Source organism: Pseudomonas sp. RAC1 (assembly GCF_030658255.1).
GTDB classification, from domain to species: domain Bacteria; phylum Pseudomonadota; class Gammaproteobacteria; order Pseudomonadales; family Pseudomonadaceae; genus Aquipseudomonas; species Aquipseudomonas boreofloridensis.
The window spans coordinates 74,176-88,153 of sequence record NZ_JAUTXS020000035.1; the positions used below are offsets into that span (position 1 = coordinate 74,176).

Below are 13,978 nucleotides of genomic sequence, written 5' to 3' on the forward strand. Positions count from 1 at the left end.
GGATCCTAGCGAGGTCGCATCAAGGTTTTCTTCAAGCAGTCTGAACGAAGGCTGAACGAACGGAAGTTGAGGGGGTTAGCAGAAGGGCGATGTGTGAGGTGCAAGGTCGAGCCGAAGAACAGAGGCCCCTGACAGCCCGCCCTCGTTGGCCGGCACGCTTTCTTAGAAGTCGTACAGCTTCACGGGCGTATCGCGCAGGATCATCGTGCGCACGCGGTCATCCGGTGCCCATTGCAGCAACAGGTCCAGCAGCGCTGCATCGTCCGGCTTCTGCTCTGGCGCCAACGTCGGGTGCGGCCAGTCGCTGCCCCACACCAGGTGCTGGGGATAGCGCGCGATCAGCGTGCTGACGACTATGCCCACATCCTGATAACCCGGCGCACCGACTGCTGAGCGCAGGTAGGGCGCCGACAGCTTGACCCAGGTGCGCCCAGCGTCGAGCAGTCCTGTGAGCGCGGCGAATGCCGTGGATTCCAGGCCCTCTGGCTGCGGTACGTGGCCCAGGTGATCGATCACCAGCTTGCTCGGCAGCTTGGCCAGGCGCGGTGCCACCTCCGGCAGCAGCGGCCCGGTAGCGACCTGGACGTTCCAGCCCAGTTCGTCCACACGGGCGGCCAGCGCTTCGATGCCATCCAGGGCCTGGGTGCCGACGCTGAGGTTGAAGCGGATACCGCGAACGCCGGCCTGATGGAGGTGCTCAAGCTCGGCATCGGTGATGCTGCTGGCCACCACCGCGACCCCTCTCGCATCGCCGCGACTGCGCAGCAGTCCGTCGAGCATGACGCGGTTGTCCGTGCCGTAGGTCGAAGGGGTGACGATCACCATGCGACGTAGCCCGAGACGCTGCTGAAGCTGGCGATAGTCTTCCAGCGAAGCGGCCGGCGGCAACAACGTGGCGCCAGCGGCGGCGGGAATACGGCTGTCGTACAAGTGCATATGGCAGTCGATGCTGCCTTGAGGTGGCACCAGGCGAGCTGGCGCGTCGCCTTGGCTGAACGGCACCTTGGCCAACACCCCGGTGGAAGCGGCAGCGCCAAGGGCGCCGGCCACCTGCAGAAAGTGGCGACGAGTAAGAGACATCGCAAACCTCGTTTTATTGTTGTAGTGACAAGACGACGCCCACGTTCCTCGACGGAAGGTGGGCGTCGATGCGTGCGGCGCAGAATTACTTGGCGCCGAGCGCCGCCGCCGCTTCGGCTTGCTCAAGCTGACGTTTGCGACCGATCACCAACACCATGACGCCGGCCAGGGTGCACAGCGCCGCCAGTGGCATCAGCGCCAGCGCGTAGCTGTTGGTGGCGTCGTGGATGGCACCGTAGACGTTCACCATCAGGCCACCGCCGATGAGGTTGGCCATCGCGCCCACGGCCGCCAGGCCGGCGGCAGCGGTGGAGGAGGACAGCCAGCCGGACACCAGCGCCCAGAACGGCCCTTTCATCGAGTAGGCGCCCACCAGCACCATGGTCAGCATCACCACGGTGGCCGGTAACGACGAGGTGAACAGGGTCATCAGCAGGCCAGCCGCGATCAGCAACATGGTCATTGCCGTGTGCCAGCGACGTTCGCCCGTGCGGTCGGAGCTGCGACCCCAGACGATCATCAGCACCGAGGCGATGCCGTAGGGAATGGCGTTGACCAGGCCGATTTCCATCGATGTCAGACCAAAGGTCTTGAGCAGTTGCGGGGCCCAGACGCTCATGGTGCTGCCCGCAGCAGAGGCGCCCGAGTAGATCAGCGCCAGCACCCAGATGTCCTTGTGGCGCAACAGTTTCCACAACGAAATATGGCCAATGGTGGTTTTCTTCGCCGCTTCCTCGGCCAGGCGTGTGGTCAGCCAGGCGCGTTGTTCGTCGCTCAGCCACTTGGCCTGCTCGGGGCGGTCGGTCAGCACGAACAGACAAGCGATGCCCAGCAGCACGGCGGGAATGCCTTCGAGAATGAACAGCCAGTGCCAGCCGCGCATGCCCATCCAGCCGTCCAGGCTCAGCAGCAGGCCGGAGAGCGGCGAGCCGATGAAGTTGGCGGCCGGAATGGCCACCATGAACAACGCCACCATTCGCGCACGGTAGGCCGAGGGCAACCAGTAGGTGAGGTAGAGCAGGACGCCCGGGAAGAAGCCAGCTTCAGCGGCGCCGAGCAGGAAACGCATCACGTACAGCGAGTTGGCGCCCTGGACGAAGGCGGTACCGGCGGAGATCAGGCCCCAGGTGATCATGATGCGGGCGATCCAAATCCGCGCGCCGTAGCGCTGCATGGCCAGGTTGCTGGGTACTTCGACCAGGAAATAGGCGAAGAAGAACAGGCTGCTGGCGAAACCGAAGACCTTGGCGGACAGTTCCAGGTCCTGGTTCATCTGCAGCGAAGCCATGCCGATGTTGCCGCGGTCGATGATCGCGATCAGGTAGCAGACGATGAGAAACGGCAGCAGGCGCCAGGCGACGCGGCGCATGGTCGCGCGTTCGAGCTCACTGGGCTGTGAAGTCACTGAAATCATGGTGCTCTCCAATTGTTGTTTTTCTGGAGTGAGACTTGGCCCTGGCGCCTGCCGCACGGGCGGTGACGCGCCAGGGATGGATGATCAGCTGTCGAACAGGTGCCGGTTGACGACGCAACGTGGCTCCAGTGCCTTGCCTTCCCAGACGTCGAGGATCTGCTGGAGCGCCACCAGGCCGACGCGGTCGCGGGCCTCGGTGGTGTTGGCGCCCACGTGCGGCGTGGCGACCAACGTCGGCAGTCCCCACAGCGGGCTGTCGGCCGGTGGTGGTTCAGGGTTGAAGGTATCCAGGCCTGCGCCGCCGAGGCGTCGCTCGCTCAAGGCACTGACCAGCGCTGGCGTGTCGACCAGTTCACCGCGTGCCGTGTTGATCAGGATGGCGCCGGGACGCATGCGCGCGATTTGCGCGGCGCCGATGAGGTTGTGGTTGGTCTCGGTCAGCGGGCAATGCAGGCTGATCACGTCGCTGTCGGCCAGCAGGCGATCGAAATCCTCTTCGCGCTCGACATGCTCGCGTGCCGGCAACTGCTTGAGGTAGGGGTCGTAGACCTTGACCTTCATGCGCAGCGGCGCCACCAGGTCCATGAGGATGCCGCCGATCGAGCCCAGTCCTATCAGGCCGAGCGTCTTGCCGCTGAGCTCGATGCCATTGGCCGAGGCTTTGTCCCAGTGCCCGTCGCGCAGTCGCGCATCGAGCAGGGCGGTCTGCCGGGCCACGCTGAACATCAGGGCAAAGGCGTGTTCGGCGACCGACTGGGCATTGGCACCCACCGCGATGGAGACCGGGATGCGGCGCTCGGCAGCAGCCTGGATGTCGATGGTGTTGTAGCCCACCCCATGCTTGGCGATCACTTTGAGGTTGGCTGACGCATGGATCATGGCGCGGGTCAGACTGCCCTGGCGCACGACGATGGCGTCGGGCTGTTCGGCGCGAATGATCGCCTCCAGTTCCTCGGCCGGCAAATAGGGCGTGGTCGGGATGATTCGGACGCCTTGGGCGGCGGCCAGGCGCATGGCCTCTTCGGCCAACGCTGGGCCGGTCAGCAGAATGGTGCGGGACATCATCGATACCTTGTTCTTGTAGGGGACGGTATGGCCGTGCAGGTGCGGCAGAGGTGAACACTATCATAATGAAACGGTGTTGCAACAATGCGCGAGCAAACTGGTAATGCGGCTATTAAGCGGGACCAAAAACCCATTGATATTCGATTAACGAAATGACATTCTAAAAAAGCTAGTCGGCCTAGCCGATGAAATCGAATAACTCCAATAGAGGTAGGTCACATGAGCATTGGCTTCCGAGTGCTTGAGCGCGCTCGTAAAGTGGGCGACGAATGGGTGGCTCGCTATCGCGAGGTACCGGTTGCGAACGTCAGCGACTCGATGAATCGCATGACAGCCGGCGGCGCACGTCTGCGGCCCATGCACCGCGAAGGCGTGCTGTGCGGTCCGGCGGTGACTGTCAAGGCCCGCCCAGGTGACAACCTCATGCTGCACTACGCGATCGATATCGCCGAGCCGGGCGATGTGATCGTGGTCGATGCCGGCGGCGACCTGACCAACGCCCTGATTGGCGAAATGATGGTGGCCTATGCGGTCAAGCGCGGCGTCGCCGGTATCGTCATCAACGGCGCCATTCGCGATGCGGCCAACATTGGCGCGGGCCAATTCCCGCTGTTTGCGGCTGGCGTTTCGCACCGCGGTCCCTATAAGGACGGTCCCGGCGAGATCAACGTGCCGATCGCCCTCGACGGTATGGTGATCCACCCCGGCGATCTGATGATCGGCGATGACGATGGACTGCTGTGCGTGCCTTATGATGAGGTCGCTGAGGTCTACGCGCGTGCTACCGCCAAGCACAAGGCGGAAACGGCTCAACTGGAACACATTGCCCAAGGCACCAACGACCGCTCCTGGGTCCTGGAGTCCTTGAAGAAGAAAGGTTGCCTGCTGCCAGGCTGAACCCTGTCCACGGCGCGCCTTGTCCAGGGCGCGTCGCAGGCGACGGGCGATGCTGGCGGTGGGTCCGTCACTGAGGATTCACATCGTTGCCCCACCTGTCGTCACCCCCTCGCGCCCGCTGGCCTTCGGCCATTCGGGCGCTCGCTCATCGCAACTTCCAGATTTACTTCGCCGGCCAGGGCATCTCCACGTTGGGCAAGTGGGTGCAGCAGGTGGCGCTGGCGTGGCTGGCCTATCACCTGACCGGTTCCGCGGTGCTGCTCGGTCTGATCACCTTTCTGTCGCTCATACCGCAACTGCTCATCGGCCCACTGGCCGGTGCCTGGATCGATCGCCACGACAAACGGCGACTGCTGATCATCGTTCAGTCGATCCTGGTGGGGCAGTCCGCCGTGCTGGCCCTGGCCACGTGGTGTGAATGGATAGATGGCCCCTTAATCGCCGGCATGGCGCTGCTGCTTGGGCTGCTCAACGCGCTGGAAACCCCGCTGCGCCAAGCGTTGATCGGCAGCTTCGTCGATGAGCCTGCGGACTTGCCCAATGCGCTGGTGCTCAATGCCATGCTGATCAATGCCGCGCGTTTCGTCGGCCCGCCGTTGGCCGGTGGCTTGATCGCGCTGGCAGGCGAGGCGGCCTGTTTCGCCCTGACGGCGATCGGTTTCGCCGCCTTGCTCGCAGGGCTGCTCAAGGTGCGCGGCGGTGACAGCCCGCGCGCCAGCGGTTCGACCGCGCAGGTGTTTCGTGAAGGCCTGGCTTACCTCTGGCACACCGCCAGCGTGCGCCAGTTGCTGATCAATGTGGTGCTGGTCAACCTGCTGGCATCTTGCTACGCAGCACTGTTGCCCATTCTGGCCAAGGCGGTGTTCGCCGGCGATGCCCGCATCCTGGGCTGGCTGTGGGGCGCCGCAGGGGCAGGTGCATTCGTCGCCACCGTGGTGTTGGCGGTAGGCGGTGCGCTGCATCGGCTGGGTCGGTTCACGGTCGCAGGCGCGTTGTTGTGCGCGGTGTCGCTGGTCTGCCTGTGCCTGGCCAACGTGCTACCGCTGGCGTTGGCCGCCTTGGCGATACTCGGTTTCGGCATCACCCTGAGCAACGTCAGTACCAATATGCAGTTGCAGAGCCAGGCGCCAGGGCCTTTGCGCGGCCGCGTGGTGGCGTTCTATATCGCTTTGCGCTTTGGCTTCGAGGCGCTGGGCGGCATGATCGCCGGGGTGTTGGCCGCTCAATTCGGTGCCCCGGCGACGCTGGGCGTGGCTGGGGCGCTATTGCTGCTGGCGCTCGGCACTGCCTGCGTAGCCCGCTACAAGGCCGCGCTGCCAGGCTGACCGTGGCGCCGAGCAGGGCATTGGCGGATAATGCGCGCTTGGCCCACGAGGGGACCAGACTACCGATCAGACGAGGTTGTTCAAATGGTAAAAGCGCGGCCACGTCCCGCAGTCAATGGTGTGGCATCGGCTGACCGTGTGCTGACCGTGCTCACGGCGTTCCAGATCGGCGATACAGCCCTGAGCTTGGTGCAGTTGGTGGAGCGTACCGGGTTGATCAAGAGCACCATCATGCGTTTGATGGTGTCGTTGGAAACCCACGGCTTCATCACGCGCATGGCCGATGGCCGTTACCAACTGGCCAGCGAGGTGATGCGCCTGAATGCGGTGTATCAAGAGGCACTGGATCTGGAGCGGCATGTCATGCCGCGTCTGCATCACTTGGCCGAGCAGTCCGGCGAGACGGCGTCGTTCTACGTCAGGCACGGCGCCTACCGGATGTGCCAGTACCGAGTGAACTCGTCGCACCGGCTGCGTCTGAACCTTCAGCCCGGCGATATGCGTCCCATGGACGAGGCGGCCGGTGCGCAGGCGTTGCGGGCACCGTATGACATCGGTATCGCTCTGCAGAAGCCGTTCTTTTCCCGGGGCGCCACCGATCCGCACGCGGCTTCAATGGCCTTGCCCATCTATGGGGCGCAGGGGGAGTCGATGGGGGCGTTGGTCATCTCGGGGCCTGCCAGTCGGCTGACCGAGGAGTGTGCTGAAAGCCTCAAGCAGATGTTCTTCGAGACGGCGCGGGATTTGATGCGCAGCCTGGGGTACAAACCGCAGGCCCCTGGCATTTAAAGCGCAGCCGCCGTAGGCGGCGTGCTGCGCTGCTCACAGGCCTTTACCAGCGGAAGTTCACCGAAGTGACCACTTCGCGTTCGTCACCGTAGCGGCAGATGGCGAACTCGCAATACGTATAGGCTTTGTTAGTGACGTTGTTGGCGTTGATGGCCACGTCCCAGTGCTTGTTCAACTGGTAGCTGGCGCGCAGGTCGAACAGGGTGTAGGCGGGCATCTGCGAGTCGATGCCCGAGGCCTGGGTGGTGCCTTTATAACGGGCTCCGGCGCCGACTTTCAGTTGCGGCACGCCGAACAGGCCGAAGTTGTAGTCGGCCCACAGGGCCGCCTGGTGGTAGGGCGTGTCTTCGCTGCGCTGGCCTTTCTCGCTGGGGTTGGCGCTCTTGGTGATGCGCGCATCGGTGTAGGCGTACGACGCCAGCAGGGTCAGCTGGGGTGTGACGTCTGCCTTGGCTTCCAGTTCCAGGCCACGCGAGCGCTGCTCGCCGATCTGCTGCGGATTGCCGTTGAAATCGGTCTTCACCACGTTTTCCTGGGTCAAGTCGTACACCGCCGCGCTGAGCAGCAGGTTGCTGTCATGGGGCTGGTAGCGAATGCCCACTTCATATTGCTTGCCTTTGGTCGGGTCGAAGGTCTGCCCGGTGAATTCGGCCACGCCCACCGGGAAGAACGACTCGCTGTAGCTGACGTATGGCGCAAGACCGTTGTCGGCCTGGTAGACAAGCCCTGCGCGCCAGGTAGTAGCCTGGTCGTCTTGCTTGAGCTTCTGACCGTTGCGGAAGGCGCGTTGATCCTGGTCGGCCCAGTCGCGACGACCGCCGAGCAGCAGCAACCAGCGCTCGTCGAAACGGATCTGGTCCTGGAAATAGAGGCCGGTTTGCAGGGTGTCGAGTTGCGAGCCGCGGTCAAGGTTCTGGCTCTTGTTGACTACGACTGGCTGGCCATAGTTATAACGGCTCAGGTCAAGGCTGGGCGCATTGCCGCGGAAGTTGTGCGAGTCATAAGACGCATCGTAGGTATCCAGGCCCACCAGGAAGGTGTGCTCCATACCGGCGATGTTCCAGCGGCTTTCCACGTTGGTGTCGCTGGCCAGTGCGCGTGAACGCTCACGGCGGTCGCTGTACTGGCGACGCAACACCCCGGTGCTGGCCGAGGCAGCGACCGAGGCGGGGGTGGCCTGCAGGTACTTCCACTTCACATCCGATTCGTAGTACCGCAGCTTGTTGCTGATGCGCGTGTGCTCATCGAACCGATGCTCGAATTCGTAACCAATGGCGGACATCTCGCCATTCATGTCGTCGTAGGACGGCTCACCGATGAAGTCGTGACGGCCGATGGTGAACGGGCCGTTACCCACATGCGTGACCATCTGGTAGGGCAGGGGCGCGGAGAAGCGCGTGTCGCTCTTCTGGTAGAACGACAGCAGGGTCAGCGAGGTGTCTTCATTGGGGCGCCAGGTCAGCGCCGGGGCGATGTAGAGCTTGTCGTCGTTGATATGGTCCTGGGAGGTGTTGCTGTCGCGCTGCAACAGGGTCAGGCGATAGCTCAGGGTGTCGCTGTCACCCAGCGGGCCGCTGAAGTCGCCGGTCAACTGCTTGCGGTCGTGGTTGCCATATTGCAGGCCCAGTTCGTGCAAAGGCGTCTCGGTCGGGCGCTTGCTGATGCCGTTGACGAAGCCGCCGGGCGACAACTGGCCGTACAGCACCGAGGCCGCGCCGCGCACCACTTCGACGCGCTCCAGGCCGAACGGCTCCTGCACGCCCTCGTAGGAATTGTTCTGCAGGCGCATGCCGTCGCGCATCGAACCGCCGGTCGCGGACTCCACATCGAAGCCGCGCATGCGGAAGCGGTCGGCGGTGCGGTTGAAGCTGCTCGGCTGGCTGGTGAACCCAGGCGTGTAGCTCAGTGCGTCTGCCAAGGTGTCGGCCTTGCGCTCATTCATGTCATCGGCGGTCACCACCGACACCGACTGCGGCGTTTCGGTAATGGCTGCATTGGATTTGGTGGCACTGGCGTTGCGCAGGGCGACTTTGCCGGGCAGCGTGCCGGTGGGGTTTTCCAGGGCCTGGGCGCTGACGGTGGTGTCGCCCAGCTCGATGACGGCGGCGCCGGGCGCGGCGCTCTGTTCGGCCCCGTGAGCCTGCGCCGAGAGCATCCCTCCCAGGGCCAGGGCGATCGTCGTCGACTTGAATGCAGGAAGGTTCTTGCGAGTGCGGGCTGTTGTTATGCGCAGCATCTAAATGTCCTTGAATTGACGCAGTTGAATGCCAATGTGCCCTTGATCCACGACGACCCTGGCCGAACCCGGGCCGGAACGACGGCCGATACTTTAACGCCAAATGATAAATGTTCACATTACTATTCTGTTGCCGTGTGGCGGCTGCGTCGCTTTTCGTCTTATCCTGTGGCCTTTTATCCGCCCGGACACGACACGATGCGCTTCGGGTTTCGCACGCAAAACAGGCGCCGCGCGCGCCGCAGGGCTAGGAGAAACAGATGCTCGAGGCCAGCGGAGTCAAGCTGAGCTACGGTGAGCAACAGGTGTTGAAGGGCGTGACGCTTGAGGTTCCGCAAGGGGCCTTCACCGCGTTGATCGGCGCCAACGGCTGTGGCAAGACCACTTTGTTGAACGTGCTGGCGCGGATGTTGCGCCCCGAGGCCGGCGAGGTGCGGTTGGCCGGCCAACCGGTGACGCACTTTTCCCGTCGCGAGCTGGCCCAGCGCATGGCGCTGCTGCCCCAGCGCACCACCTCGCCGGCAGGCATGAGCGTGCGCGAACTGGTGATGCAGGGGCGTTTTCCCTGGCAGAGCTGGTGGCAACAGTGGTCGCCCGCCGACCAGCAGGCCTGCGATCAGGCCATCGTCCTGGCCGGCATCGAGCCCTTGCTCGACCGCTCCCTGGCCACGCTCTCGGGTGGGCAGTTGCAGCGTTGCTGGATCGCCATGACGCTGGCGCAGGACACGCCGGTGATCTTGCTGGACGAACCCACCACCTTCCTCGACATCGCCCACCAAGTGACCCTGCTCGAACTGCTGGTCAGCCTGCGCGAGCAGGGCAAGACCATCGTCGCTGTGCTGCATGACCTCAACCAGGCCGCGCGCTACGCCGACCATCTGGTCATGCTGCGTGACGGTCAGTTGCAAGCCGAAGGCCCGCCGCGCGAGGTGTTCACCGCCGCCAATCTCAAAGCGGTGTTCGACCTCGACGCCCACATCATCACCGACCCCCACACGGGCGTGCCGCTGTGCGTGCCAGCCGCCAAGTCCGCGCTGCGTGCCAGTGCGCTGCGGGTGGCGCAGTGAAGCCGTCCACTTCATTGCGCCTGCCGCTGTGGTTCGCCGTGCTGGCGGTATTGCTGGTCACGGCGCTGGCGCACCTGGCCTTCGGCGCCAAGTCGATTCCCTGGAGCGAGGCCTGGCAGGCGCTGGTGGCCTACGTGCCCTCGGACCCGGACCAAAGCATCGTGCGCGGCTCGCGCTTGCCGCGCTTGCTGGTGGCGATCATGGTCGGCGCAAGCCTCGGCCTGGCCGGTACCCTGATGCAGGCGATCGGCGACAACCCACTGGCCGATCCCGGCATCCTCGGCATCAACAGTGGCGCGGCGCTGTTCGTGGTATTCGGCCTGCTGGTGCTGCCCGGCAACGACCTGTCGATGATCCCGCTGTTCGCCTTCACCGGCGCCCTGGTCGCGGCGGTCGGCGTCCTGGCGCTGGCTGGCCGAGGGCATAACCCGGTACGCCTGACCCTGTCCGGGGCGATGATCGCGGCGCTGTTCAGTGCCATTACCGCGATCCTGTTGCTGCTCGATCAGCAAGGCATGGACAGCCTGCGGCGCTGGCTCACCGGCTCCATCGGCCTGACCGACAGCTCGGTGCAGCGCTGGGTCTGGCCGTGGATGGCCCTGGGCATGCTGCTGTGCCTGATCAACCTGCGCGCCTTGAACATCCACCGGCTGGGTGCCCAGGCGGCGGCCGGCATGGGCGTGAATCTGTTGAAGATGCGTCTGCTGGGTCTGCTGGCGGTGGTGCTACTTTCCGGCTGCGCCGTCGCCCTGGCCGGGCCCATCGGTTTCGTCGGGCTGGTGGTGCCGCATGCGGCGCGCTTGCTGTTCGGCAACGACTACCGGCGGCTGCTGCTGGCAGCGCCATTGCTGGGCGCGCAACTGGTCATGCTGGCCGACCTCGCCGCTCGCACCCTGGTGCGGCCGTTCGAGCTGAACACCGGCATCGTCACCGCGCTGATCGGCGGGCCGATCTTCGTCGTGCTGGTCTTGAGAAAGGTACGTTGATGAAAAGCGTTCTGCTGTTGCCTCGACGCTGGCATCCGCTGCCGGTGTTCGGTCGCCCCATCGATCTGATCTGGACGCTGCTATTGATACTGGCCACGGTGGCGCTTGGACTCTACGCGCTCACGGTGGGCAGCTACCCCATGGGGCTGAGCACGGTCTGGCAGGCGTTGACCCAGCCTGAGCGGGCTGACCCGACGGTGCTCAACCTGGTCAGGGAGTTGCGCCTGCCGCGCGTGCTGCTGGCGGTCCTGGCCGGCGCCGCCATGGCCCTGGCCGGCCTGTTGATGCAGTCACTGACGCGCAATCCGCTGGCCGCGCCTGGGCTGGTGGGAGTGGAATCGGGCGCCAGCGTCACCATGTTGCTGATCATGGTGCTCTGGCCGCAGTGGCTGCCCCCTGCGCTCTATCCGCTGGCCGCACTGGGCGGTGGCCTGGCGGTGGCGGCACTGGTTGCGGTGCTGTCCTGGCGCCAGGGCATCTCGCCATTGCGCCTGATCCTGATCGGAGTAGGGCTCACCGCCATCCTCAGCGCCGTCGCCGACCTGATCATCACCTACGGCGATATCGATCATGTCGAGTCGGCCTTGATGTGGCTGGGTGGCAGCCTGCACCGCAGCGGTTGGCCGCAGGTGTACAGCCTCGGCCTCTGGCTGCTGCTGGCGGGCCTGCCGCTGCTGCTGTGCCATCGGCTGCTGAACCTGCTGCAACTGGGCGAGAGCGTGGCCTTGAGTCGCGGCCTGAACGTGACCCGCACCATGGGCTTGCTGCTGTTGAGCAGTGTGATGCTGACCGCGGCAGCGGTGGCCAACGTCGGCACCATGACCTTCGTCGGCCTGGTGGCGCCGCATCTGGCCCGCCAGCTCGCCGGCGATCGACACGGCGCGTTGCTGCCGCTGTCGGCCCTGTTCGGTGCGTTGCTGGTGCTGGCAGGCGATACCCTCGGGCGAGGCCTGCTGCCGCCATTGCAGATCCCGGCGGGGCTGGTGGTGGCCTTGCTCGGTGCGCCGTACCTGATGCTGCTGCTGGCGCGCCAACGCAGTCGTTGATGCCCTGAATATTCATTCAAGAGAGAGCCGAGAACCGATGATGTTGCGCCAATTGACCGGCCTGCTGTGCCTGCTGCTGATCTGCCTCATACCGCCCGCCACCGCAGCCGAGACCCGCACCTTCGAGAATCAGTTCGGCCGCGTGCAAGTGCCCGTGGCGCCGCGCTGCGTGGTGTCGCTGCATGATTTCAGCCTGACAGCGCAGTTGCTCGAACTGGGTATCACGCCCTGCGGCTCCACGGGGCGCAAGAAGCTGTTCTCCGATGTCACCCTGCGTGGCGTGCAGGAGCGTTTCGATGTCAGTGCCATCCGCTATGTCGGCTCGCATCAGGCACCGGATATCGAAGCCATCGCCGCGCTCAAGCCTGACCTGATCGTCGGGCTGTCCTACCAGGCCGACCTCAAGGAAAAGCTCGCGGGCATTGCGCCCGTGGTGCTGCTGCCGGTACGCGAGGGTGATATCAAGACCTACGCCAGTCAGCTCGCCGACCTGGTCGGCAAGCAGTCGCGCTATCAGGAATTGCTCAAGGAATACCAATGGGTGGTGAGTGAGTTCAAGAAGCGCGTCAAGCAGCCCGAGCGCATTACCGTGACCACCCTTGAGGTATACCCGGACGGCTTTCAATTGATCGGTCGTGGCGGCATGGACGATGTGATCGCCGATTTCGGCCTGGGCCGCGTGGCGGCCTACCGCGAGGCGCGTCGCAATGTGCCCTACAGCCTTGAGCGCGTCGGCGACTTCAACAGCGACTTCATCATCGACACCTACGAAGAAATGCTCGGTTCCGAGGCCAGCACCGCTGCGTTCCGCCGCTCGGCGCAATGGCAGAACCTGTTCGCGGTGAAGAATCGACAGTTTCTTTACTTAAATCGCAGCCGTTTCCCAGACACGATGCAAGGTCTGATCGGCTCGGCGTATCTGCTGATGTCACACATCGCCGAACGTGATTATTTGCTGCAAGATGCGCCGTAATGCCTTCATTTTGCTATCGCCAATGCAAATGATTCGGAATTGAATTCGTAACATCTTTGTATTAGGTTGTCGGCCAGCTAAAAAATCGCACAGTAATTTCAGGCGAGGACTGGTCCATGGAGAGCATGTTGGTACGGGTGCAGGAGCGGGCAGTCGATCTCGAGGGCCAGAGGGCCCTCCCGCTGGTAATCACGCCCCGACAGCCCGGTGCAAGTTGGCGCAGTGAACTGCCGGAGCTCGTACACCGCATCGAGCAGCAGTTGCCACAGGTCGGTGGTGTGCTGCTCAGGGGCTTCGACTTTTCCGACGAGACGGATTTCGAAGCCTTCGCCCGCAGCTTCGGCCACGAACTGCTGACCTACGACTACGCATCCACGCCCCGCACCCGGCTCAACAGCCGCGTCTACACCTCCACCGAATACCCCGCGCACCAAGTCATTCCCCTGCACAACGAACAGTCCTACTCGCTGGGCTGGCCGATGAAGATCTGGTTCCACTGCATCACCGCCTCGCCGGTCGGCGGCGAAACGCCGATTGCCGACAGCCGCGAGGTGTTCCAGCGACTCGATCCCGCCATTCGCCAGCGCTTCGCCGACAAGCGCCTGATGTACGTGCGCAATTACGGCAACGGCCTGGACCTGACCTGGCAACAGGCCTTCAGTACCGACGACCGTGATCAGGTGGAACGTTACTGCCGCGCCAGCCAGATCGATTTCCAGTGGGACGAGGAGGGCGAACTGTCCACCCGCCAGGTGTGCCAGGCGGTCGCTCAACACCCGGTCAGTGGCGAGTGGGTCTGGTTCAACCAGGCCCACCTGTTCCATCTCTCCAACCTGGCGCCTGCGGTACGCGAAACCCTGGTGTCGATCGTCGGCGAGCAGGGGGTGCCACGCAATGTCTTCTACGGCGACGGCTCGCCCATCGAAGAGCAGGCGCTGGCGCACATCCGCGAGGTTCTCGAGCAGTGCCAGGTCACCTTCGCGTGGCAGGCCGGCGACGTGCTGATGCTCGACAACATGCTCGTGGCCCATGGCCGTTCGACCTTCCAGGGTCCACGCAAGGTCGTGGTCGCCATGGCAGAGCCGTTCGCCGGCCAGTGA

Annotated in this window: 12 protein-coding genes; 8 read left to right on the forward strand and 4 right to left on the reverse strand. The window is 64.2% G+C overall.

Translation table 11 applies throughout. The features are described 5' to 3' along the window. Positions 1 to 162: 162 nt before the first annotated feature. From Q7C30_RS14805 to Q7C30_RS14815, 3 genes are all read right to left on the reverse strand, one after another. Positions 163 to 1,080 (reverse strand): amidohydrolase family protein, encoded by a 918-nt coding sequence (locus Q7C30_RS14805; RefSeq protein ID WP_317871932.1) that lies wholly within the window; start codon positions 1,078 to 1,080, stop codon positions 163 to 165. Between the two features lie 85 nt (positions 1,081 to 1,165). Continuing rightward, positions 1,166 to 2,494, reverse strand: a complete 1,329-nt coding sequence (locus tag Q7C30_RS14810; RefSeq protein WP_029613404.1) for an MFS transporter — start codon at positions 2,492 to 2,494, stop codon at positions 1,166 to 1,168. A gap of 84 nt (positions 2,495 to 2,578) precedes the next feature. Further along, positions 2,579 to 3,556, reverse strand: coding sequence for a hydroxyacid dehydrogenase (locus tag Q7C30_RS14815; RefSeq protein WP_317871933.1), 978 nt, complete (start codon positions 3,554 to 3,556; stop codon positions 2,579 to 2,581). A 222-nt stretch (positions 3,557 to 3,778) separates the two neighbouring features. Between Q7C30_RS14815 and Q7C30_RS14820 the strand changes: the two genes are divergently transcribed. The 3 genes from Q7C30_RS14820 to Q7C30_RS14830 all read left to right on the forward strand — a co-directional run bounded on the left by Q7C30_RS14820 (position 3,779) and on the right by Q7C30_RS14830 (position 6,570). Next, on the forward strand, positions 3,779 to 4,456 hold the full coding sequence (locus tag Q7C30_RS14820; RefSeq protein ID WP_317871934.1) for an RraA family protein: 678 nt from the start codon (positions 3,779 to 3,781) through the stop codon (positions 4,454 to 4,456). A 131-nt stretch (positions 4,457 to 4,587) separates the two neighbouring features. Further along, positions 4,588 to 5,781 (forward strand): MFS transporter, encoded by a 1,194-nt coding sequence (locus Q7C30_RS14825; RefSeq protein WP_317871971.1) that lies wholly within the window; start codon positions 4,588 to 4,590, stop codon positions 5,779 to 5,781. Positions 5,782 to 5,865: 84 nt separating this feature from the next. Next, positions 5,866 to 6,570 (forward strand): helix-turn-helix domain-containing protein, encoded by a 705-nt coding sequence (locus Q7C30_RS14830; protein ID WP_317871935.1) that lies wholly within the window; start codon positions 5,866 to 5,868, stop codon positions 6,568 to 6,570. A gap of 43 nt (positions 6,571 to 6,613) precedes the next feature. Here the strand turns inward: Q7C30_RS14830 and Q7C30_RS14835 are convergent, their stop codons facing one another. Then, a complete protein-coding gene (locus Q7C30_RS14835; protein WP_317871936.1) occupies positions 6,614 to 8,806 on the reverse strand; it encodes a TonB-dependent siderophore receptor in 2,193 nt (730 codons plus the stop codon). 260 nt (positions 8,807 to 9,066) lie between these two features. Between Q7C30_RS14835 and Q7C30_RS14840 the strand changes: the two genes are divergently transcribed. From Q7C30_RS14840 to Q7C30_RS14860, 5 genes are all read left to right on the forward strand, one after another. After that, on the forward strand, positions 9,067 to 9,873 hold the full coding sequence (locus Q7C30_RS14840; protein ID WP_317871937.1) for an ABC transporter ATP-binding protein: 807 nt from the start codon (positions 9,067 to 9,069) through the stop codon (positions 9,871 to 9,873). Continuing rightward, entirely contained in the window at positions 9,870 to 10,859 is a 990-nt protein-coding gene (locus Q7C30_RS14845) for an iron ABC transporter permease (protein WP_317871938.1), read from the forward strand. Before Q7C30_RS14840 ends, Q7C30_RS14845 begins: the two co-directional genes overlap by 4 nt. Next, positions 10,859 to 11,905: an iron ABC transporter permease gene (locus tag Q7C30_RS14850; protein ID WP_317871939.1), complete on the forward strand. Its 1,047-nt coding sequence runs from the start codon at positions 10,859 to 10,861 to the stop codon at positions 11,903 to 11,905. Before Q7C30_RS14845 ends, Q7C30_RS14850 begins: the two co-directional genes overlap by 1 nt. Before the next feature lie 40 nt (positions 11,906 to 11,945). Next, positions 11,946 to 12,878, forward strand: coding sequence for an ABC transporter substrate-binding protein (locus tag Q7C30_RS14855; RefSeq protein WP_317871940.1), 933 nt, complete (start codon positions 11,946 to 11,948; stop codon positions 12,876 to 12,878). Positions 12,879 to 12,994: 116 nt separating this feature from the next. Then, entirely contained in the window at positions 12,995 to 13,978 is a 984-nt protein-coding gene (locus Q7C30_RS14860) for a TauD/TfdA family dioxygenase (RefSeq protein WP_295481865.1), read from the forward strand.